The organism is Kineococcus xinjiangensis (genome assembly GCF_002934625.1).
GTDB lineage: Bacteria > Actinomycetota > Actinomycetes > Actinomycetales > Kineococcaceae > Kineococcus_A > Kineococcus_A xinjiangensis.
In genome coordinates, this window is sequence record NZ_PTJD01000005.1 from 1 (window position 1) to 18,773 (window position 18,773).

Here is an 18,773-nt window from a genome sequence, read left to right on the forward strand (position 1 = left end):
GGCCGATTGACCCCTATCGAGTACGAGACCATCATGACCGCACCGGCCAATCAGGCCGCGTGACCTGATCTGACACCGGATCATGCAGCAGACCCCAGTACGAGCGGACCGCCTGGGCATGCCGGTCGAAGATGACGCCGAAGCCCTCGGGGTCGCCGTCGGCAGCGCGCTGCCACAGCTCTCCGTCGCTCAGCTCGTTCATGAGGGTCACATCATGAAGTGCCCGCAGCCACCCCGACGCTCCCAACTACTTTGCGCCACCTACCGTCACGGCGTGTCCAGTCGATCTTGGCTACTCGCTTTGGAGCGCTGGGCGCGACATGCGCAGCAAGGCGTGAACGGTGTGACGAGACGCCTGGCGTCACGGCAGGAGTCGTTGCCCGAAGAGGCCCGCCGGTCGTCCTGGTACGTCACCTACTTGGTGGAAGCGCTGTCGGCGCGGAAGGGTCCGGTGCTGGCACCATCGTGGCTGCCGGTGGCCTGACGCCTCCCGCAGATTGGGATGGAACTCGTCGCATGCTGCGGCCATAGGGAGGTGTGACCCCTGTGGATGAAGCACCAGATGACGAGCTGTGGTCACGAGCCGCGGCCGGGGAGGTGGAGTGCTTCGGTGTCCTCTTCCAGCGCCACGAGCATGCGGTGCGCTCCTACTGTCACCGGCGTACCGGCTCCCTGGACGCGGCCGATGACCTGCTCTCGATCGTCTTCCTCGAGGCATGGCGCCGGCGCCAGGACGTCGAGCTGCACGGCGACTCGCTGCTGCCGTGGTTCCTCTCCGTCGCCGCCTACACCATGCGTCACCGCTGGCGCACCGCGAGGCGCCACCGGGCGGCCCTAGCGCGGCTACCCGTTGAGCTGACCACGCCCGACCACGCCGACGAGGTCGCCGAACGGCTCGACGGCGCGACGGCCTTGGACAGTGCCCAGCGGGCCTTCGCCCGCCTCAAGCCCGCCGACCAGGACGTCCTGGCCCTCTGCGTCGGCCAGGGCCTGGACTACGCCGCCGCATCCGTCGCTCTCGGTGTCCCGATCGGCACGGTCCGGTCTCGCTTGTCCCGCGCCCGTGCTCGCCTGCGCCAACTCCTCGAGGAAGACCCACCCGGTGAGGCATCCGCGTCCCCGGTCACGGCCCTCCACCTCGGCAGGCCCACCGTCGCCCTCACCTCAGCTCAGGCCGCGCCCACGACTGCGCAGGAGACCCCGTGATGCTCACCACGCCGCCCATGGACCCTCGACGCAAGGACGCGATGACCCGCTACCTCCAGCGGGAGGCAGCTACCACCCTGCAAGCGACCTCCAAGCAGCGCACCCCCCGCCGCCTGTCGCTCATCGGCGCATCGGCCGGCCTGGCCGCCGCTGTGGCTGTCGCCGTCGTCATCACCCACGGGACCGAGCTCGGGCAGCGGGGCCCCGCGATGGGGCTGGTCGCGTACAGCCTCCCCGTGCCGACCGAGGCGCCGACCAACTGCGACGAACAGTCGGCGTTCAGCTACCCCGCCTTCGAGAAGGTCCCGGAGCTGCTCCACCTCCTGCCCGAAGCACCACCGGAGACGGTGCTCGCCGGCGCGATCGTGGAGGTCACCGCCTGCAACCGGGGCGCCTGGCCGGCGGCCAGCTTCCTGCGTTTGGCCCCGGATCGCGGCCGCGCCGAGAAGGCCCTGACCGTCTGGGGACCCAACGCCGCGGGCTTGCCCATGGACCTGCGCGACGGCGAGCAGGGCGTGCGCATAACCGAGGTCGCCGGGCAGCCGGCGCGCGTGCGGGTCACGGACTGGGGCGTCGTGCAGTCCTGGAGCACCGGCTCGGAGCACTGGGTGATCACCGCGGCCGGCATGGATCCGCGCACCGTTGCTCAGGTCGCTGAGCACGTCGTCCTCAACGACGGCATTGAGGGACTGGCCCAGCAGCTGCCCGACATGGAGAACATCGCCCTGCCTCCCGAGCCGAAGGGAGCAGTGGCCACCTACACCGTCCGCTACGAGGTTCCCGGGGCGAACGTGGAGGGCTCACAGGACTTCGACGCCCCGGGGATGCACATCCAGGTCGGTCCAGGCCTCACCCCTTGGTCGGCCGCTCTGAGCACCGGCCCACTCGAAGACCAGGGCATCTTCGACATCAACGGCACCCTCGGAACGGGCGTCAGCAACGGCGGCGTCCCCGGCGGAGTGGCTTGGCAGATCACCCCCGACCTCACCGCCACCGTCTTCGGCACAGCAAGCCGCGACAGCACCGGCTACCGCGACCTGGTGCCGCTGATGCGCACTCTGCAGCCCGTGACGCCGGACGACCCGCGCTTCGCGGACCCGGCCGTCGACACCAGGGCCGGCGGCTGATCGGAACGGCGAGGGCGGCGCTGTCTCGTACCGGCGCCGCCCTTCTGGTCCTGACACTGGTGCAGGAGCGTCAACGCTGAGTCGATGAACTTCGCCTTCGCATTCAAGGGATCCGGTAGGCGTCGCGCGGGGTGCGGTCGCCGAGGACTTGGTGGGGTCGGCGGGTGTTGTAGGTATGTCGGAACAGGTTGACCTCTACCGCGAGGGCATCGCCGTCGTCGATGATCGCGCGGTAGAGGTGCTCGTACTTGAGCGTGCCGAAGAAGCGCTCCACGACCCCGTTGGTCTGCGGGCTCCTGACTCTGGTGCGGACGTGCCGCAGCAGCGGGTCTGGGCCGGTGAACAGCTGCGCGAAGGTGTCTCCGCGGAAGCACGGCCCGTTGTCCGTGACCAGCGCGATGGGTGCGGGTTGGTCGAGGAGCTCCCCGGTGGCCTCGTCGAGGACCTCGACACTGCCGCGGTCGGCCCGCAGGTCCTCCAAGTTCAGCTGCCGTTGCGCTGCGTCGACGGCCGCCCGGACGCAGGCGACGGCGTCGCCGCCGCGACTCGTCGTCGTCACGGTGACAGCGAGGCAGAACTTCGTGGCGTAGTCCACGACCGCGCAGAGCCGCCAGATGCCGCCGGTGGGGGTCTCGAACGAGGTGGGGGTACCTCCCGCTTGCGGGGGAAAGTCCATCTGCCACAGCCGGTTCCTCACCATGGGCGGGTCGTGGAAGACGCGGCGGCGCACCATCGACCACGCCTTGCGGTCAGCCCGGAAGCCCGACGACAGCAGCAGACCGCGTCGCAGCAGCGCCCTGCGGACGGTGGAGGTGGACACCTGCTGGCCGTCAGCACGCATGAGGGCGGCGTTTTTGCGATGGCCCCACGCCGGCCAGTCCGCGGCGTCCTTCGCCGCCAGCGCCTCCACGGCGTCCACCTTCGGAGACGGCCAAGGACCGCGGTCAGGATGCTCGGGACCGAGCCGGCGGTAGCGGGTGAGCCGGCGGCGGTAGGTCCGCTCCGGGATCCCAGCCAGCTTGGCGAACCTCGAGACCGGCAAGCCTGCCTCGCCCCTCAGGGCCTCGAGGACTCCGAAGGGCCCCGCGACCCCGGTGAGGTTGCTCCTGTCCCGGAGGTCTCTGGGTAGTGGGTGGCGGTCTGCAGGATCCGCAGCGCGATGGTCGTCTCAGCCAGGGCGAGCTTGAGCTGCTCGTTCTCCGCCCCGCAACCGCCTCTCGATCATCGTGCCGGGCCCTGGCGGGCCGGGCTTCTTCGCCACCAGCCCTTCCCGACCCGCGGCGATGAAGCGGTCCGGCCATGCATCGACGGTGATGGCACTGACCCCGTGGCGGCGGGCCGCCTCGGTCATGGACAGCTCCCCGGCCAGTACTGCCAAGACCACGGAGAGCTGGACGTCGGAGCTGACCAGGCGGGGCCGCGACCGGCTCACGGCACACCGGACCACAAGCTAACTAGGGCTCTGGTCATGCCACATATCTTGAAGCACCACAACCCACTAGGGTCGAACGCATGTTCGATCAGCGGCGCTCCGGTCGTGGCGCCGCGCCGCGGGTCCCGGGCGCCCCGCCGGGGTGGCCGCCGGGGGTCCTCCCGCCGGCGGCCCCGGACTTCGAGGCGAGCGCGGTGGCGTGGCTGCTCGACCAGGCGCCTCCGGAGTACCGGGCGTACCCGGCGGCGCGCCGGCACCCCGTGCTGCTCGTGTGGCTCGTGGCCCACCACGTCGACGCGCAGGCGGAGGCGGTGCGGCGGGCCGTCGCCACCGCCCGGGTGGACCTGAGCGACGTGCTGCCCGTGGAGATGGCCCCGCGCGTCTTCGAGCTGCTGGAGCGGGAGGACCTGCGCCTGCGCCGGGTGCGGCGGGCCGTGGCGCTGCTGCAGGAGGCGCTGCACGGCCGCCGCTACGTGCCGCGACTGTGACCCGCACCCGGGGTGACGGTGAACGGGGGGCGACTGTGAGGATCCTGCGGGGGCGCCCGCGCCGGGCGGCCGGGTCCGCGACCTGCTCTTACACTCGACACGGCGAGGCCGCCGAGGCCCCGTCCGCGCCCGCCCCGGCGAGGCGCACGGCCGCACCCCAGGAGGACACCCCGGATGGGGCTGCTCGCATCGATCACCCGACCCCAGGACCTGCGCAAGCTCGACCAGCACGAGCTCGAGCAGCTCGCCGGGGAGATCCGCGACTTCCTGGTCGCGTCCGTCAGCCGCACCGGCGGCCACCTCGGCCCCAACCTCGGCGTCGTCGAGCTGACGATCGCCCTGCACCGGGTGTTCGACTCCCCGCGCGACCGCATCGTCTTCGACACCGGTCACCAGTCCTACGTGCACAAGCTGCTCACGGGGCGCCAGGACTTCACGAGGCTGCGCGCCCGCGGCGGCCTCTCCGGGTACCCCAGCCGCGCCGAGAGCCCCCACGACGTCGTGGAGAACTCCCACGCCTCCACGTCGCTGTCCTGGGCGGACGGCCTGGCGCGCGCCCACCAGCTGCGCGGCGAGATCGACCGCCACGTCGTCGCCGTCGTCGGTGACGGCGCCCTGACCGGCGGCATGGCCTGGGAGGCGCTGAACAACATCGCCGCCGGCGACCGGCCGGTGATCATCGTCGTCAACGACAACGAGCGCTCCTACGCGCCCACCATCGGCGGCCTGGCCTCGCACCTGGCGACGCTGCGCACCACCAGCGGCTACGAGAAGTTCCTGGAGTGGGGCCGCGGCACCCTGCGCCGCGCGGGCGGTCCCGGGCGCCTCGCCTACGACACCCTCCACGGGATGAAGAAGGGGATCAAGGACATCGTCGCGCCCCAGGGCCTCTTCGAGGACCTCGGGCTGAAGTACGTCGGCCCCGTCGACGGCCACGACGTCACTGCGATGGAGCACGCGCTGCGCCGGGCCCGCGCCTACGGCGGCCCCGTCATCGTGCACGCCATCACCCAGAAGGGCCGCGGCTACCGTCCCGCCCTCGACGACGACCTGGACCACTTCCACGCCGTCGGCGTCATCGACCCCGAGACGGGGGAGGCGCAGGCGTCCTCCGGCTCCTCGTGGACGAGCGTGTTCGCGGAGGAGATGGTCGCGATCGGCGCCGAGCGCGACGACGTCGTGGGCATCACCGCCGCGATGCTCGCCCCCGTCGGCCTCGACGCCTTCGCCCGCGCCCACCCCGACCGGGTCTTCGACGTCGGCATCGCGGAGCAGCACGCCGTGACCGCCGCGGCCGGCATGGCCGCCGGCGGCCTGCACCCGGTGGTCGCCGTCTACGCCACGTTCATCAACCGCGCCTTCGACCAGGTCCTCATGGACGTCGCGCTGCACCGGGCGGGCGTCACCTTCGTCCTCGACCGCGCCGGGGTGACCGGACCCGACGGGGCCAGCCACCACGGCATGTGGGACATGGCGCTGCTGCGCATCGTGCCCGGCCTGCGCCTGGCCGCCCCCCGCGACGCCACCACCCTGCGCGAGGAGCTGCGTGAGGCGCTCGACGTCACCGACGCCCCCACGGTCGTCCGCTTCAGCAAGGGCAAGGTGCCCGCCGACCTGCCCGCCATCGCCCGCACCGGCGGCGTCGACGTCCTCGAGGGGCCCTCGTGGGCGGAGGGCGACGACGTCCTGCTCGTCGCCGTGGGCTCGATGGTGCCGACCTGCCTCGACGTGGCCGCCCGGCTGCGCGCGCAGGGCGTCGGCGTCACCGTCGTCGACCCGCGCTGGGTGGTGCCGCTGGACGCCGCGCTCGTCGACCTCGCCCGCCTCCACCGCCACGTGGCGGTCGTGGAGGACGGCGGGGAGGCCGGGGGCGTCGGCGGCGCGCTGGCAGACCTGCTGCGCCGCGAGGGCGTCACCGCCGACGTGCTGACGTTCGCCCTGCCGCAGCGCTTCCTCGACCACGGCACCCGCGACGAGGTGCTGGAGGAGGCCGGGCTGGCGCCGCAGGCGGTCTCCCTGCGCATCGTGGAGGCCGTCGCCCGCCTGCAGGAGGTCGACGCGCCCGCCGGCACGGCCTGACGCCCGACCGGCGCCGCCCCCGGGCGGCGCCTGCGGGGGCTTCAGACCTCCAGCGACTGCCGGGTCAGGTCCAGCGTCGGCTCGGGCATCGCCACCTCGTGGCGGGTGACGAGCACGGCGCGGGGGAAGGCGCGGTCCTCCACCTCGGTGGCCGACCACGCCGCCCCCACGAACGCCGGGTCGACGCGGGCCAGGTCGAACCAGCCGCGCTCGCGCCGCGGCACCGCCACCGCGCGCATGCCGCACTCGTCGTCGCCGACGACGAACGAGCGCAGCGACTCCGCCGCCAGCAGCGTCGGCACGTCGCAGCCGCCCACGGGACGAAGGACGCCCCCGCCCCGGACGCCCTTGTCGCGGCGCAGGCGCTGGGCGGCGTACTCGCCCATCCGCTCCAGGTAGCTCAGCGCCCCGCTCGGCTGGCCGCCGTCGGCGTCGGGGCCCAGGCCCACGCGCGCCGCCACCGGCCGCGGCAGGGGCACCACCCGCTGCGCGCCCGGCGGCGGGAACGGCAGCCGCACCCCCAGGCCCAGGTCCATCGCGCCGCCCAGCACGGGGCGGCTCGCCCAGGCCGGGCCCAGGTGCGCGGCGGAGGTCACCGGCAGCGCCAGCGGCAGCAGCAGGGCCCACGGGTCCGTGCCTGCCGCGACCTCCTCCTGCAGGGTGCGGTGGGCGAGCACCCAGTCGCGCACCCGCAGTCGCGCCGAGGCGGGTCCGGCGGGGGCGCCCGCGGCCGCGGCGACCTCCGTCCACGGCACCAGCGGGTCACCGCCGGCGACGGGCACCTGCACGCCGTCGTCGCCGGGCAGCAGGTCCAGGTCGTCCACGACCACCACGGCGAGCACGGCGCGGCGCAGGGTCGCGCGCAACGTGGCGGGTTCCGGGGAGGTGGGCATGTGCCGACCGTAGTTCGCCCCCGCTCGGGGCGGCATGCCACGGACGGTCACCGTTGCGCCGTTCGGAGGACGGCCGAGCGGTGTGCCCGTGGGGAGCCGCCGCGCCCGTCCTCACCCGCGCGGGCGCACCCGTTCACCGTCAGGGACGGCAGAGCACCTCGCCGTGCAGGATCGTGAACCAGCCGTCCTCCGCCGCGGCCCACGCCCGCCACCCGGCCGAGATGCGCTCCAGGTCCGCCTGCGTGGCCAGGCCGCTCTCGACGGCGCTGCGGCCGGTCCCCGACTCCAGGATCCGCTGCGCCCAGGACCCGCCCCACAGCTCCCGCCCGGCGGGGTCGGCGTAGCACCACGTCGACGCCCCGGCGGTGACGTCGCGGAAGTCGGCCTCGCGGGCCCAGGAGAGCAGGCGGCGACCGGCGTCCGGCTCGGCTCCCCGGGTGCGGGCGACCGCGTCGTACAGGGCGCGCCACTCCTGCAGGGCGGGTTCGGCGGGGTACCAGGTCATCGCGGCGTAGTCCGCGTCGCGGGCGGCGACGTACCCGCCCGGGCGGCAGACGCGGCGCATCTCCCGCAGGGCGGCCACCGGGTCGGGCAGGTGCTGCAGGACCTGGTGGGCGTGGACGACGTCGAAGCTGTCGTCGGGGAAGGGCAGCGCGGTCGCGTCCGCCGCGGTGAAGGTGACCCCCTCGACGCCCCTGCGCGCGCAGTGCGCCCGCGCGGCGTCCAGCGCCTCTGCGGAGGTGTCGACGCCGACGACGGCGCCGGGTGCGACCAGGGCGGCGAGGTCGGCGGTGATGGAGCCCGCCCCGCAGCCCACGTCCAGCAGCGTCGTGCCGGGGCGCAGGTGGGGGAGCAGGTGGGCGGCGGAGTTCTCGGCGGTGCGCGTGTCGTAGGTGCGCAGGACCGAGGGCGCGTGGCCGTGGACGTACTCGCCGGTGCTGCTCATGGTGGCTCCGCTCTCCGTGGTGGGAGGCCGACCCTAGCGATCACGTCCATGATGTGAAACGGCGGTATCAAATTGTGAGACGAGGCGGGTGGTCAGGACCCGGCGTCGCCCGCCACCACGTCCGCTGCCACGTCCCCTGCCACGTCCTCGGCCCGCGCCGCGGCGAACGCCTCCGCCAGCGGTGCGGCGACCAGCTCCCGCTGCCACGGCCGCGCCCCGCGCTCCGCCAGCGCGGCCGCGATCTGCTCCGCCCCGGCCGGCTCCGGCGGCGACCACGCCAGCCGGCGCAGCGCATCCGGCTGCAGCACGTTCTCCTGCGGCAGGCCGTGGCGCTCCGCCAGCCCCTGCACCACCGTCCGCCCCGCAGCCAGCCGCGCCGCCGCCAGCGGCTCCCGCGCCGCCCACGCCCGCGGCGGGGGAGGCCCGTCGCCCCGCGGCGGATGCACCGGCAGCTCCGCCTCCGGCAGCTCCAGCGCCCGCGCCACCGCCTCGGCCCAGCGCTCCACCCCGCTGCGCGCGGCCCGCCCCTTGAACCCCGGCAGGGCCAGCAGGTCCCGCGCCGAGCGGGGCGTCGCCCGGGCGGCCGCCACGATCGCCGAGTCCGGCAGCAGCCGCCCCGGAGAGGTGTCCTGCTCCTGGGCCGCCGCGTCCCGCGCCAGCCACAGCTCCCGCACCACCGCCAGCTGCCGCCGCGAGCGCACCGCGTGCAGCCCCGAGACGCGCCGCCACGGGTCGGCCGCCGGCACCGGCGGGGGCGCCGCCGCGACCGCCGCGAACTCCTGCCGCGCCCACTCCAGCTTCCCCTGCGCGGCCAGCCGCGCCGCGAGGGCGTCGCGCAGCTCCAGCAGCACCTCCACGTCGAGCGCCGCGTACGTCAGCCACGGCGCCGGCAGCGGCCGCGTCGACCAGTCCACCGCCGAGTGCTCCTTCGCCAGGCGGATGCCCAGCAGCTCCTCCACGACCGCCGCCAGCCCCACCCGCGGCAGGCCCGCCAGACGGGAACCGAGCTCGGTGTCGAACAGCTCGTCCGGGCGCATCCCCAGCGCGGCGAGGCACGGCAGGTCCTGGCTGGCCGCGTGCAGCACCCACTCCACGCCCTCCAGCGCCGCCCCCAGCGACGACAGGTCGGGCAGGGGGGTGGGATCGATGAGCGCCGTGCCGGCGCCGGCACGGCGCAGCTGCACCAGGAAGGCGCGCTGGCCGTAGCGGTAGCCCGAGGCTCGCTCCGCGTCCACCGCCACCGGCCCGGTGCCCGCGCGCATCGCCGCGACCACCTCCGCGAGGCCGGCCTCGTCGACGACCACGTCGGGGAGCCCGCCCGCGGGCGCGTCGAGCAGCGGCAGGGGCGGCGCGTCCACCGCCTGCGCCCCGTCGCCGTCCGCCGCACCCGCGGCGGGGATCTCGTCGCGTCCTCGAACTGACACGCCCCCACCGTACGCACCAGAGGTGCGCCCGGTGGGGGCGGCTGCCGAACGGCGCGTCCCGACGGGGGAACCCGTCAGGACGCGGCGGTCACTGGATGACGCCGGAGCGCAGGCAGATGGCGACCATCTCCGCGCGGTCACCGGTGCCGAGCTTGCGGGCGATGCGCGCCAGGTGGCTCTTGACCGTCAGCGCGGACAGGCCCAGCAGGGCGCCGGTGTCCTTGTTGGAGCGGCCGTCGGCGACGTGCTGCAGCACCTCGATCTCGCGCTCCGAGAGGCTGTCGACGCCGTTGTCGCCCTGGCGGGCGTCGGGGCCGGCGCCCTCGGGGCGCGTGGTCACCAGGTAGCAGCGCACACCGGCCGCGACCGCGCCGCGCACCGCGAACGGGTCGGCGTTGGTCGACAGGACCACGCAGCGGTTCCAGCCCGCAGCGCGCAGCTCGGAGACGAGCTGGGCGCCGGAGCCGTCGGGCAGGCCGGCGTCGGCCACGAACAGGGCGCGCGGGCCGGTGCGGGCGAGCGCACGGGCCTGGGCGACGCTGGTCGCGTGCTCCACGTTGGCCGCGCCGAGGAGGCGCAGGGTGCGGGTCACGGACTCCCGGGTCGCGGGGTCAGCGACCGCCACGAGAGCCGCGAACCGGCCGAGGCGAGAGGGCACCGCCATGCCGGGCCGTTCCACGAGGGCAGTCATCGAGTCCTCCTGCGGACACGGGGAGCCGCACCGCGCGGTTCCCTTCAGGAGGTGCATCGGTCGCCCGGCAGGGGGACTTGACCTGGATGGCGGTGTTCGCCTCGCGGCGCCCACCCGGCACGCCGCGAGGTGGCGCTCAGCGCATCCGCTGCGCCAACGCCGAGACGCCCTCCGGCAGCGGCGGCAGGCCCGCCACCGCGCACAGCAGGGCCGCCCACGCCTGCAGGTGGGCACCGACGGCCACGTCGCCGTCGTCGGCGAGGACCGGCGTCCACGACGCCCGGACCTCCACGTCGACCGAGGCGGGGCGCTCGGCCAGCTCCCCGTAGCCCTCCGACAGGACCCGCGTCACCGTCCCGCCCGTGCCGACCGCCCGCGCGCCCGCCTGCGACAGGCCCTCCTCCAGCCACGCCCAACCCACCTGGCCCAGCAGCGGGTCCTCGCCGAACTCCGGCTCCAGGTCGGCGCGAACGTACGTGACCACGCGGAAGGTCCCACCCCACTCCGCCGGCGCCGCGGGGTCGTGCAGCAGGATGAAGCGGCCGGTGGCCACCTCCTCGTCGTGCACCACGACGTCGCCCGCCAGGGCCGCCGCACGGGGCGCGATGCGGGCGGGCGCCGGGACCTCGCTGACGCTGATCTCGGCCCGCAGACGGACGTCGTGCATCTCCGCGACGGCACGGTCGAAGGACGACAGCCGGGGGGCGGGGACACGGGGCGCGCTCACGGCGACGACCATAAGCAGCACCTCCCGGCTTGCGGGCGCGGCGCGCCGGATCCGCGAGTCGCCGCGCATCCGCACCGCCGCCGCCCGCCGCCGTTCCCGGCCCGTGGGAGCATCGGCGGGTGCCCGCCACGCCCCCCTCCCAGCAGCCCGCCCCGCACCCGACCGGCCCGGAATCGCCCTACCTGCGGGTGTGCCGGGGCCTCCCGTCCGACCGCGTCCCCGTCTGGTTCATGCGGCAGGCCGGCCGTTCCCTGCCGGAGTACCGGGCCGTGCGCCGCGACGTGGGCATGCTGGAGAGCTGCCGCCGCCCCGAGCTGGTCACGGAGATCACCCTGCAGCCCGTGCGCCGCTACGGCGTGGACGCGGCGATCTTCTTCTCCGACATCGTCGTGCCCCTGGAGGCCGTCGGCCTCGACCTCGACATCGTCGCCGGCACCGGCCCGGTCATCGCCGAACCCATCCGCACCCGCGCCGACCTCGACCGCCTGCCCGAGCTGCACCCCGAGCAGCTCGGGCACATCGGCGAGGCCGTGCGCCTGCTCGTCGCCGAGCTGGGCCCCACCCCCCTCATCGGCTTCGCCGGGGCGCCCTTCACCCTGGCCAGCTACCTCGTCGAGGGCGGCCCGTCGCGCGACCTGCTGCGCACCAAGGCGCTGGCCCACGGCGACCCGCAGCTCTGGAACGACCTCCTCGCCCGCCTCGCGCAGATCTCCGGCGCGTTCCTGCGCGCGCAGGTGCAGGCCGGGGCCTCGGCCGTGCAGCTGTTCGACTCCTGGGTGGGGGCGCTGTCCGCCGCCGACTACCGCCGCCTCGTCGCCCCGCACTCCGCCGCCGCGCTCGCGGCCGTCGCCGACCTCGGCGTGCCGCGCACCCACTTCGGCACCGCGACGGGGGAGCTGCTGGCCGACATGGCCGCACCCGACGGCTCCGCCTGCGTGGACGTGCTCGGCGTCGACTTCCGCATCCCCCTCGACGAGGGCGCCCGCCGCGCCCGCGCCGGGGCGGGGCGTCCCGTGGCGGTGCAGGGCAACCTCGACCCCGCGCTGCTCTTCGCGCCCGCCGACGTGCTCACCGAGGCGGTGCGGGGCGTCCTCGCCGCCGGCGACCGCACACCGGGGCACGTGTTCAACCTCGGCCACGGCGTCCCGCCCACCGCCGATCCCGACGTCCTCCAGCGCGTCGTCGACGAGGTCCACGCCTGGGTGCCTGCGCGGCGGGAGACCGCCCAGCCGGTGGGCTGAGCCGTGACCACCCCCATCCCGGTGCCACCGTCGTCGCGGCCGCGCGTCGTCGTCGTCGGCGGCGGCATCAGCGGCCTGACGGCGGCCCTGCGACTGGCCGCCGCCGCCGACGTCCTCGTGCTGGAGGCCGCACCCCGCACCGGCGGGGTCCTGCAGCGCGCCGAGGTCGGCGGGGTGGTCCTCGACACCGGCGCCGAGTCCCTGCTGGCCCGTCGCCCCGAGGCGGTCGCCCTCGCCCGCGCCGTCGGCCTCGGAGCGGACCTCGTCGAGCCGGCCACCACCCGGGCGGCGCTGCGCGTGGACGGGCGGCTGCACCCGCTGCCCCCGGGCACGCTGCTCGGCGTCCCCGGCCACCCCGAGCGGCTGCAGGGCCTGCTCACCGAGGCCGACGTGGCCCGGGTGGCCGCCGAGCCCGGTCTCCCCGCCCCACCCCTCGCCGACGACGTGGCAGTCGGCGCGTACGTGGCCTCGCGCATGGGACCGGCCGTGGTCGCCCGCCTCGTCGAGCCCCTCCTCGGCGGTGTCTACGCCGGGCGCGCCGCGGCGCTGTCCCTGCAGGCCGCCGCGCCGCAGCTGTGGGCGCACGCCGCGCGCGGCGGCTCCCTCCTGCACGCGGTGCAGGAGCGGACCTCCGCGCCGGGGACCGTCGCCGCCCCGGTGTTCGCGGGCATCTCCGGGGGAGTGGCGCGGCTGCCCGACGCGGTGCGCGACGCGCTGACCGCCGCCGGCGGCGCCGTGCGCTGCGGGGTGGACGTGCGCGCGCTCGCCCGCACCGGCGCCGGCTGGGCCGTGGAGACCGGCGCCGGCACCGAGCGCGCCGACGCCGTCGTCCTCGCCGTGCCCGCCCCCGTCGCCGCCCGGCTGCTCGCCCCCGCGGCACCCGCCGCCGCGGCGGAACTCGCACCCGTGGAGACCGCGAGCACGGCGCTCGCCGCCCTCGCGGTGCCCACCGCCCAGCTCGCGGGCCTGGACGGCTCGGGGGTGCTCGTCCCGCCCGCCGAGGGCGCCCGGGAGGGCCTGCAGGCCAAGGCGCTGACCCTCTCGGCGTCCAAGTGGGACTGGGTGCGGGCCCAGCGCAGCGACGTGCGGGTGCTGCGCGTCTCCCTGGGCCGGGCCGGGGAGGACGCCGTCCTCGACCGCGACGACGACGACCTGCTGCGCACCGCCACCGCGGACGCCTCCCGGCTGCTGGGCCGCGAGCTGCGGCCGGTCGACGCGGCGCTGGTGCGCTGGCGAGCCGGCCTGCCGCAGTACGCCGTCGGCCACGCCGCGCGGGTGCGGCGGTTGCGGGCGGCGGTGGCGGACGTGCCCGGGCTGGCGGTGTGCGGGTCCGTGCTCGACGGGGTGGGCGTGCCCGCCTGCGTCGCCGCCGCGGAGCGCGCCGCGCAGGAGCTGCTGGCGCAGCTGGCCGCGGCGGGGGTGGCCCCCGGGGCCGCGGCGGCCGGGGGGAGGATGGAGCCATGACGCAGACGCCCCTCACCGCGCAGGAGATCAACGAGAGCATCCGGTACACGATGTGGTCGGTGTTCGCGGTCCGCGAGTCCCTCGGGGAGGACCGCGACGGGCTGACCGCCGAGGTCCAGGCGCTGCTCGACGAACTGGCCGGCAAGGGCCTGGTCGTGCGCGGCTTCTACGACGTGGCGGGCATGCGCGCCGACGCCGACCTCATGGTGTGGTGGCACGCCGAGAGCGTGGAGCTCGTGCAGGAGGCGTACCGGCGGCTGCGGCGCACCCACCTCGGCCGGCACCTGGAGCCCGTCTGGTCGGTCGTCGGCCTGCACCGGCCGGCGGAGTTCAACCGCGGCCACGTGCCCGCCTTCATGGCGCAGGAGGAGCCGCGCGGCTACCTGTGCGTGTACCCGTTCGTGCGCTCCTACGAGTGGTACCTGCTGCCCGAGGACGAGCGGAAGAAGATGCTGCGCGACCACGGCCTCGCCGCGCGCCCCTACCCGGACGTGCGCGCGAACACGGTGTCCGCCTTCGCGCTGGGCGACTACGAGTGGATGCTCGCGTTCGAGGCGGACGAGCTGCACCGGATCGTCGACCTCATGCGGGACCTGCGCAACACCGAGGCCCGCCGCCACGTGCGCGAGGAGGTGCCGTTCTTCACCGGCCCCCGCGTGCCGCTGGCGGAACTGGTCGCCGAGCTGCCCTGACGCCGACCCCCTCGACGCGGCAGGGGCCCCTCGACACCGAGCGCGGTGCCGAGGGGCCCCTTCCGCGTGTCGGGGGAGCGGTGGTGCTCAGCCGTGCCCGACCTGCTTGTCGACGACGTTGGCGTCGAAGGTGTCGGCCTCCGCGACGTGGTCCGGGCCGGTGCTCGCCGCCCCGATGTCCCCGACGTCCGGCTCCTCCTGTGCGAGGCGCTGCTCGATCGGGTCCACGGCGGTGTCGTCCATGAGGAGCCCGGTCGCGTTCGACAGGTGGTGGTCCGGCTCGAAGGTCTCGCTCTCGTCGTCGCCGTCGAGCGTGTCGGTGGCGAGGCCGCGGGGGTCGGCCGGGTTGCCGGGCTGGTCCTCGTCGGTGATCTCGCTGTCGTGCTGGCGCAGGTCGGGGTCGTCGAGGGCGTCCAGCTCCGGGTCGATGCCGTTGGCGGGGATCTCTGCGCTCATGCCTCCACCCTGCCCCGCACCGCTGGCCGACGCACGCCGGGCGAGCGGGTGCCGACGACCGCTCCGGCGGTGCGTCCGGCCACGCTGCGTGCGGTCGCCGCGACGCGAACGGGTCGCGCTGTGCGCCGCAGGAGTGGATCCCCGCGGTGATGTCCCGCCGCCGGCCCACCGTGCCGGACGCTGCCCTCAGGACGAGCGGAGGGAGTGGGCGTGGACGGTCAGCCAGGAGGCGGGTGCCAGGACCCCCGCTACCGGCACGAGCACTGGTGCGCCGCCTGCGGAACGGGGCGGGTCTTCTCGATCATCCGCTGCCGCGTGGTGCGCGGCGTCCCGCCGTGCTCCGAGTGCGGCGAGCAGCGCTGGATGGACGAGATCGACGCCTTCATCGCCGGCGTGCAGGGGGCCTGAGGCGCCCGCCGACAGGGCCGCCCGCCTTCGCACACCCGCAGTCCACCGGGAGTGGAGGAGCGGCAGCGGGCAGTCAGGCCTTCGGCCGCAGGCGCAACGAGACGGAGTTGATGCAGTAGCGCTGGTCCGTCGGCGTCGGGTAGCCCTCGCCCTCGAACACGTGGCCCAGGTGCGATCCGCAGGTGGCGCAGCGCACCTCGGTGCGGACCATGCCGAGGGTCCGGTCCTGGATGAGCTCGACCGCGGAGGAGTCCTTCGGGTCGAAGAACGACGGCCAGCCGCAGTGCGAGGCGAACTTCGTCTCGCTGGTGAACAGCTCCGCCCCGCAGGCCCGGCAGGCGTAGACGCCCTCGGTGGTGGTGTCCTCGTACTCGCCGGTGTACGGGCGCTCGGTGCCCGCCAGCCGGAGCACCTGGTACTCCTCCGGACTGAGCTCAGCGCGCCACTCCGCGTCGCTCTTCCGGACGGGGTAGCTGCGGCCGCTGGTCTCGTGGGTGCTCACGTCCTGCTCAACTCCCCGCCCCCGGACCCTGTTCCACCAGCGCACCCCTCACCCCAGCCGGGGGGTGCCCGCGTACACGTGCAGGACCGGGACCCCCAGCTCGTCCCGGGCCCGCGACGCCCAGTCGGTGTGGAAGGTGTCCTCCACGGCGTGGACGCGGGTGACGACGACGACCTCGCGGGCGGGCCGCCCCTCACCGGCGACCGCCGCGCGCACCGCGGGCAGGGGGTCGTCGCCGGTGGTGCCGCCGTCGGCGGTCAGACCGGCCTGGCGCAGGGCGGCCAGGGAGCGGGCGAGGGCGCCTTCGGCGTTCGCGCGGGCCTGCTCCGGGGCCGGGCCGCCGCGCACCGCCCCCAGCGCCTCCCGCAGCTGCCCGAGCGCGAGGTGGTCCAGCAGGTCCGCCAGCACGCTGCGTTCGGTGTCGGCGGGCACGAGGACCAGGTAGGCGACCTCCTCGCCCTCGTGCAGGGACGCGATGCGTGCGGCGTCGTCGGGGCCCAGGGCCTCCTCGGTCAGGACGACGATGGTGTCGGTCACGTGTTCCCCTCGGCTGTCGTGATCACGGCGGCGCTCGTCCGGCACGCTACCGAGGGAGCCGCCGCGGCACGATCCGGCGATCGGGCAGGATCGGGTCATGACCAGCGACGGCCGGCGGCGCACCGCCTCCACCACCCTCGCCGCGCTGCTGCTGGCGGCGGGGACCACCCACCTGCTGAGGCCGGCGCCGTTCGACCGGATCGTGCCCTCCGCGCTGCCCGGCGGAGCGCGGTTCTGGACGCTGACCTCCGGGGTGGGTGAGCTGCTGCTGGGCGCGGGCCTGCTGCATCCCCGCTCGCGCCGGCGGAGCGGGGAGGCCGCTGCCCTCTTCTTCGTCGCCGTGCTCCCCGCGAACGGGAAGATGGCGCTGGACGCGCACCGCCGGGGAGCGTCCCGCGCCTGGCGGTGGGGCACCCTCGCGCGCCTGCCGCTGCAGGCCGTCCTCGTCGGCTGGGCGCTGCGCGCGGCGGAGGAGGGCAGGCCGTGAGCGCGACCCGGCGCGCGGTGACGGCCGGGGCCGTGGGGGCCGGTGCGGTGGCGACCGCGGCGGTGGCCACGACGGGTCTGGCGCTGCTGCTGACGCGCAGGGTCGTGACCCCGGCGCGCCGTCGGCCCGACGACGTGCACGTGCTGGACGTCTCGGGGGAGCGGGTGGTGCTGCGCGCGGACGTGCAGACCTGCGCCCCGGGGCGCTACGGGCTGTGGACCCGGGGCGGGGCCGGGCACGTCCGCCTCGGCGAGGTCGTCGCCTCCGACCCCGCGCGCGGCCGGGTGACCCGCGCGCTGCTGGGCGTGGACCGCGGCTGCGTCACGCCGGGCCCGGCGCGGTGGAACCAGTACTACTACTGCGGGACGCCCACCTCGGCGCTCGGCATCGGGCACGAGGACGTCGTCGTCGACTCCGAGGTCGGCGCGCTGCCCGCGTGGTGGGTTGCCGCCGCCGAGGGGGCGGACCCGCTCCCGGCGCGCACCTGCGCGGTGCTGGTGCACGGGCGCGGCGCCACCCGGGAGGAGGCGCTGCGCCCGGTGCCGATGCTGCACCGCGCGGGGCTGGACGTGCTGGTGCCCGGCTACCGCAACGACGCCGGTGCCCCGCCCTCCCCGGCGGGCCGCTACGGCCTCGGCGACACCGAGTGGCGCGACGTCGAGGCGGCGGTGGCGTTCGCGCTGGCCCGCGGCGCGGAGCGCATCGTGCTGGGCGGGTGGTCGATGGGCGGGGCGATCGTGCTGCAGCTGGTCGCCCGCTCACCGCTGGCGGGGCGCGTCGCCGCGCTGGTGCTGGACGGCCCCGTCCTCGACTGGCACGACGTCATCGAGCACCAGGCGCGGCGCCACCACCTGCCCGCCGGCCTGGGCCGCTACGGGGCGCGGCTGATGGCCCACCCGCAGGGACGCCGGCTGGTGGGCGTGGACGCCCCGCTCGACCTGGCCCGGTTGGACTGGGTGGCGCGGGCGGCGGAGCTGCACCTGCCCCTGCTGCTCCTGCACAGCGACGACGACGAGGTGGTGCCGTCCGGTCCCTCCCGGCGGCTGGCGCAGGCGCGCCCCGACCTGGTCACGCACGTGCCCAGCAGCGGGGTGCTGCACACCAAGGAGTGGAACCTCGACCCCGCGGCGTGGGAGTCGGCGGTGGGGGGATTCCTGCGTCGTCACGGCGTGCTGCCACCGGGCGCGACCGGCGGGGGCTGAGCGGGGGGCCGGCACACGGCCTTTCGGGTGGATCGGGGGGCCGGACCCTCGACCGGCGACGCGGTTCCGCCGATGGTGAGCCGGGGCATCCGCCTGCCAGAGAAGGGCAAACCCGTCGTGAGGCGGGGACGCAAAGCCACGGGGCCTCACCGCCAGGCGAGGCAGCCCGGCCACCGAAGGGAACCACCGCATGCGCAGCAGCACCAGGGCCACCGTCGTCGCAGCTCTCGTCCTCGGGCTCACGCTGCCCGCGGGGGGTGCGGCGATCGCGGCCGGGCCGGACAAGGGCCGCACCGCGGCCGTCGCCGCGGCCGGCGAGACGAAGAAGAAGCCGGCGAAGAAGGCCCGCAAGGCCGTCGTCTCGCTGCGGGCGGGCGGCACCGTCACCGCCGTCGACGCGGCGGCGGGGACGCTCACGTTCACCGTGAAGGGCGGCAGGAACAAGGCCCTGCGCGACAAGCCGCTCACCGTGACCGTGGCGAAGGACGCCAAGATCACCCGGGACGACGCCGTCGTGGAGCTGTCGGCCGTGCTGGTCGGCGACCGCGTCCAGGTCAAGGGCGTGAAGGTCGACGCCACCTACACGGTGGCCCGGGTGGCGGCCTCCGCCGCCGAGTCGGCGCCGGCGCCGGCCCCCGAGCCGACCCCGACCCCGACGCCCACGCCGGAGCCGACGCCCACGCCGTGACGTCCGGCGCGGCCGCGACGGCCTGAGCACGCAGCACGGCTCCGGAACCTCGGTTCCGGGGCCGTGCTGCGTGCGGGGTGGGA

General features: G+C 75.7%; 22 protein-coding genes and 1 riboswitch. Of the genes, 11 read left to right on the forward strand and 11 right to left on the reverse strand.

The genetic code is table 11. The annotated features are described in order from the left end of the window. Positions 1-31 precede the first annotated feature (31 nt). On the reverse strand, positions 32-202 hold the full coding sequence (locus CLV92_RS21370) for an RNA polymerase sigma factor (RefSeq protein ID WP_158257170.1): 171 nt from the start codon (positions 200-202) through the stop codon (positions 32-34). A gap of 344 nt (positions 203-546) precedes the next feature. Between CLV92_RS21370 and CLV92_RS08015 the strand changes: the two genes are divergently transcribed. Beyond that, positions 547-1,206: an RNA polymerase sigma factor gene (locus CLV92_RS08015; RefSeq protein WP_104432310.1), complete on the forward strand. Its 660-nt coding sequence runs from the start codon at positions 547-549 to the stop codon at positions 1,204-1,206. After that, entirely contained in the window at positions 1,206-2,333 is a 1,128-nt protein-coding gene (locus CLV92_RS08020; protein ID WP_146099456.1) for a hypothetical protein, read from the forward strand. Before CLV92_RS08015 ends, CLV92_RS08020 begins: the two co-directional genes overlap by 1 nt. Positions 2,334-2,436: 103 nt before the next feature. Here the strand turns inward: CLV92_RS08020 and CLV92_RS08025 are convergent, their stop codons facing one another. Together CLV92_RS08025 and CLV92_RS23215 are read right to left on the reverse strand one after the other, a co-directional pair. Beyond that, a complete protein-coding gene (locus tag CLV92_RS08025) occupies positions 2,437-3,252 on the reverse strand; it encodes an integrase core domain-containing protein (RefSeq protein WP_146099457.1) in 816 nt (271 codons plus the stop codon). 249 nt (positions 3,253-3,501) lie between these two features. Continuing rightward, positions 3,502-3,780, reverse strand: coding sequence for a helix-turn-helix domain-containing protein (locus tag CLV92_RS23215; protein WP_425433565.1), 279 nt, complete (start codon positions 3,778-3,780; stop codon positions 3,502-3,504). 65 nt (positions 3,781-3,845) lie between these two features. Here CLV92_RS23215 and CLV92_RS08035 point away from each other — a divergent pair, with 65 nt between their 5' ends. After that, complete coding sequence (locus CLV92_RS08035; RefSeq protein ID WP_245886562.1) at positions 3,846-4,253, forward strand: hypothetical protein; 408 nt, start codon at positions 3,846-3,848, stop codon at positions 4,251-4,253. 174 nt (positions 4,254-4,427) lie between these two features. Further along, positions 4,428-6,332 (forward strand): 1-deoxy-D-xylulose-5-phosphate synthase, encoded by a 1,905-nt coding sequence (gene dxs, locus CLV92_RS08040; protein ID WP_104432314.1) that lies wholly within the window; start codon positions 4,428-4,430, stop codon positions 6,330-6,332. 41 nt (positions 6,333-6,373) lie between these two features. Here the strand turns inward: dxs and CLV92_RS08045 are convergent, their stop codons facing one another. The 5 genes from CLV92_RS08045 to CLV92_RS08065 all read right to left on the reverse strand — a co-directional run bounded on the left by CLV92_RS08045 (position 6,374) and on the right by CLV92_RS08065 (position 11,013). Next, on the reverse strand, positions 6,374-7,225 hold the full coding sequence (locus CLV92_RS08045; protein ID WP_104432315.1) for a hypothetical protein: 852 nt from the start codon (positions 7,223-7,225) through the stop codon (positions 6,374-6,376). A 139-nt stretch (positions 7,226-7,364) separates the two neighbouring features. After that, positions 7,365-8,171, reverse strand: coding sequence for a methyltransferase domain-containing protein (locus tag CLV92_RS08050; RefSeq protein ID WP_104432316.1), 807 nt, complete (start codon positions 8,169-8,171; stop codon positions 7,365-7,367). Between the two features lie 92 nt (positions 8,172-8,263). Continuing rightward, the gene (locus CLV92_RS08055) at positions 8,264-9,595 is read right to left on the reverse strand and encodes an HRDC domain-containing protein (protein ID WP_245886564.1); all 1,332 of its coding nucleotides are present in this window, start codon (positions 9,593-9,595) and stop codon (positions 8,264-8,266) included. An 88-nt stretch (positions 9,596-9,683) separates the two neighbouring features. After that, on the reverse strand, positions 9,684-10,286 hold the full coding sequence (locus CLV92_RS08060) for a response regulator transcription factor (protein ID WP_104432317.1): 603 nt from the start codon (positions 10,284-10,286) through the stop codon (positions 9,684-9,686). Positions 10,287-10,422: 136 nt separating this feature from the next. Beyond that, on the reverse strand, positions 10,423-11,013 hold the full coding sequence (locus tag CLV92_RS08065; RefSeq protein WP_245886566.1) for a DUF3000 domain-containing protein: 591 nt from the start codon (positions 11,011-11,013) through the stop codon (positions 10,423-10,425). A 119-nt stretch (positions 11,014-11,132) separates the two neighbouring features. On the opposite strand from CLV92_RS08065, the gene hemE reads away from it, so the two are divergent. Genes hemE through hemQ form a run of 3 tightly spaced genes read left to right on the forward strand, consistent with a single transcriptional unit; the run spans position 11,133 to position 14,410 of the window. Further along, positions 11,133-12,254 carry a uroporphyrinogen decarboxylase gene (gene hemE / locus CLV92_RS08070; protein ID WP_104432319.1) on the forward strand — a complete coding sequence of 374 codons (1,122 nt, stop codon included), beginning with the start codon at positions 11,133-11,135 and terminating at the stop codon, positions 12,252-12,254. A 3-nt stretch (positions 12,255-12,257) separates the two neighbouring features. Beyond that, positions 12,258-13,718: a protoporphyrinogen oxidase gene (hemG, locus tag CLV92_RS08075; protein WP_104432320.1), complete on the forward strand. Its 1,461-nt coding sequence runs from the start codon at positions 12,258-12,260 to the stop codon at positions 13,716-13,718. Beyond that, a complete protein-coding gene (gene hemQ / locus CLV92_RS08080; RefSeq protein WP_104432321.1) occupies positions 13,715-14,410 on the forward strand; it encodes a hydrogen peroxide-dependent heme synthase in 696 nt (231 codons plus the stop codon). The genes hemG and hemQ overlap by 4 nt, the downstream gene beginning before the upstream one ends. A gap of 87 nt (positions 14,411-14,497) precedes the next feature. On the opposite strand, the gene CLV92_RS08085 is transcribed toward hemQ, so the two are convergent. Continuing rightward, positions 14,498-14,866, reverse strand: coding sequence for a hypothetical protein (locus CLV92_RS08085; RefSeq protein ID WP_104432322.1), 369 nt, complete (start codon positions 14,864-14,866; stop codon positions 14,498-14,500). A gap of 210 nt (positions 14,867-15,076) precedes the next feature. Between CLV92_RS08085 and CLV92_RS08090 the strand changes: the two genes are divergently transcribed. Continuing rightward, positions 15,077-15,274 (forward strand): hypothetical protein, encoded by a 198-nt coding sequence (locus CLV92_RS08090; protein WP_146099459.1) that lies wholly within the window; start codon positions 15,077-15,079, stop codon positions 15,272-15,274. Positions 15,275-15,347: 73 nt separating this feature from the next. Here the strand turns inward: CLV92_RS08090 and msrB are convergent, their stop codons facing one another. Further along, positions 15,348-15,776 carry a peptide-methionine (R)-S-oxide reductase MsrB gene (gene msrB / locus CLV92_RS08095; protein WP_104432324.1) on the reverse strand — a complete coding sequence of 143 codons (429 nt, stop codon included), beginning with the start codon at positions 15,774-15,776 and terminating at the stop codon, positions 15,348-15,350. Positions 15,777-15,824: 48 nt separating this feature from the next. After that, entirely contained in the window at positions 15,825-16,313 is a 489-nt protein-coding gene (locus CLV92_RS08100) for a hypothetical protein (protein ID WP_104432325.1), read from the reverse strand. Positions 16,314-16,410: 97 nt separating this feature from the next. On the opposite strand from CLV92_RS08100, the gene CLV92_RS08105 reads away from it, so the two are divergent. From CLV92_RS08105 to CLV92_RS20940, 3 genes are all read left to right on the forward strand, one after another. Then, positions 16,411-16,800, forward strand: coding sequence for a DoxX family protein (locus tag CLV92_RS08105; protein WP_104432326.1), 390 nt, complete (start codon positions 16,411-16,413; stop codon positions 16,798-16,800). Continuing rightward, positions 16,797-18,002, forward strand: a complete 1,206-nt coding sequence (locus tag CLV92_RS08110) for an alpha/beta hydrolase (RefSeq protein WP_104432327.1) — start codon at positions 16,797-16,799, stop codon at positions 18,000-18,002. Before CLV92_RS08105 ends, CLV92_RS08110 begins: the two co-directional genes overlap by 4 nt. Positions 18,003-18,097: 95 nt before the next feature. Further along, positions 18,098-18,180, forward strand: a riboswitch (cyclic di-GMP riboswitch). Positions 18,181-18,192: 12 nt separating this feature from the next. Beyond that, positions 18,193-18,690 (forward strand): DUF4330 family protein, encoded by a 498-nt coding sequence (locus CLV92_RS20940; RefSeq protein ID WP_146099460.1) that lies wholly within the window; start codon positions 18,193-18,195, stop codon positions 18,688-18,690. The last annotated feature ends 83 nt before the right edge of the window (positions 18,691-18,773 follow it).

Excerpts from the sequence above, each read along its gene's own strand:
- CLV92_RS21370 (WP_158257170.1), bottom strand. The coding sequence starts at position 202 with ATGAACGAGCTGAGCGACGGAGAGCTGTGGCAGCGCGCTGCCGACGGC.
- CLV92_RS08020 (WP_146099456.1), top strand. The coding sequence starts at position 1,206 with ATGCTCACCACGCCGCCCATGGACCCTCGACGCAAGGACGCGATGACC.
- CLV92_RS08060 (WP_104432317.1), bottom strand. The coding sequence starts at position 10,286 with ATGACTGCCCTCGTGGAACGGCCCGGCATGGCGGTGCCCTCTCGCCTC.
- dxs (WP_104432314.1), top strand. The coding sequence starts at position 4,428 with ATGGGGCTGCTCGCATCGATCACCCGACCCCAGGACCTGCGCAAGCTC.
- CLV92_RS08085 (WP_104432322.1), bottom strand. The coding sequence starts at position 14,866 with ATGAGCGCAGAGATCCCCGCCAACGGCATCGACCCGGAGCTGGACGCC.
- CLV92_RS08105 (WP_104432326.1), top strand. The coding sequence starts at position 16,411 with ATGACCAGCGACGGCCGGCGGCGCACCGCCTCCACCACCCTCGCCGCG.
- CLV92_RS20940 (WP_146099460.1), top strand. The coding sequence starts at position 18,193 with ATGCGCAGCAGCACCAGGGCCACCGTCGTCGCAGCTCTCGTCCTCGGG.
- hemQ (WP_104432321.1), top strand. The coding sequence starts at position 13,715 with ATGACGCAGACGCCCCTCACCGCGCAGGAGATCAACGAGAGCATCCGG.
- CLV92_RS08045 (WP_104432315.1), bottom strand. The coding sequence starts at position 7,225 with ATGCCCACCTCCCCGGAACCCGCCACGTTGCGCGCGACCCTGCGCCGC.
- CLV92_RS08035 (WP_245886562.1), top strand. The coding sequence starts at position 3,846 with ATGTTCGATCAGCGGCGCTCCGGTCGTGGCGCCGCGCCGCGGGTCCCG.
- CLV92_RS08050 (WP_104432316.1), bottom strand. The coding sequence starts at position 8,171 with ATGAGCAGCACCGGCGAGTACGTCCACGGCCACGCGCCCTCGGTCCTG.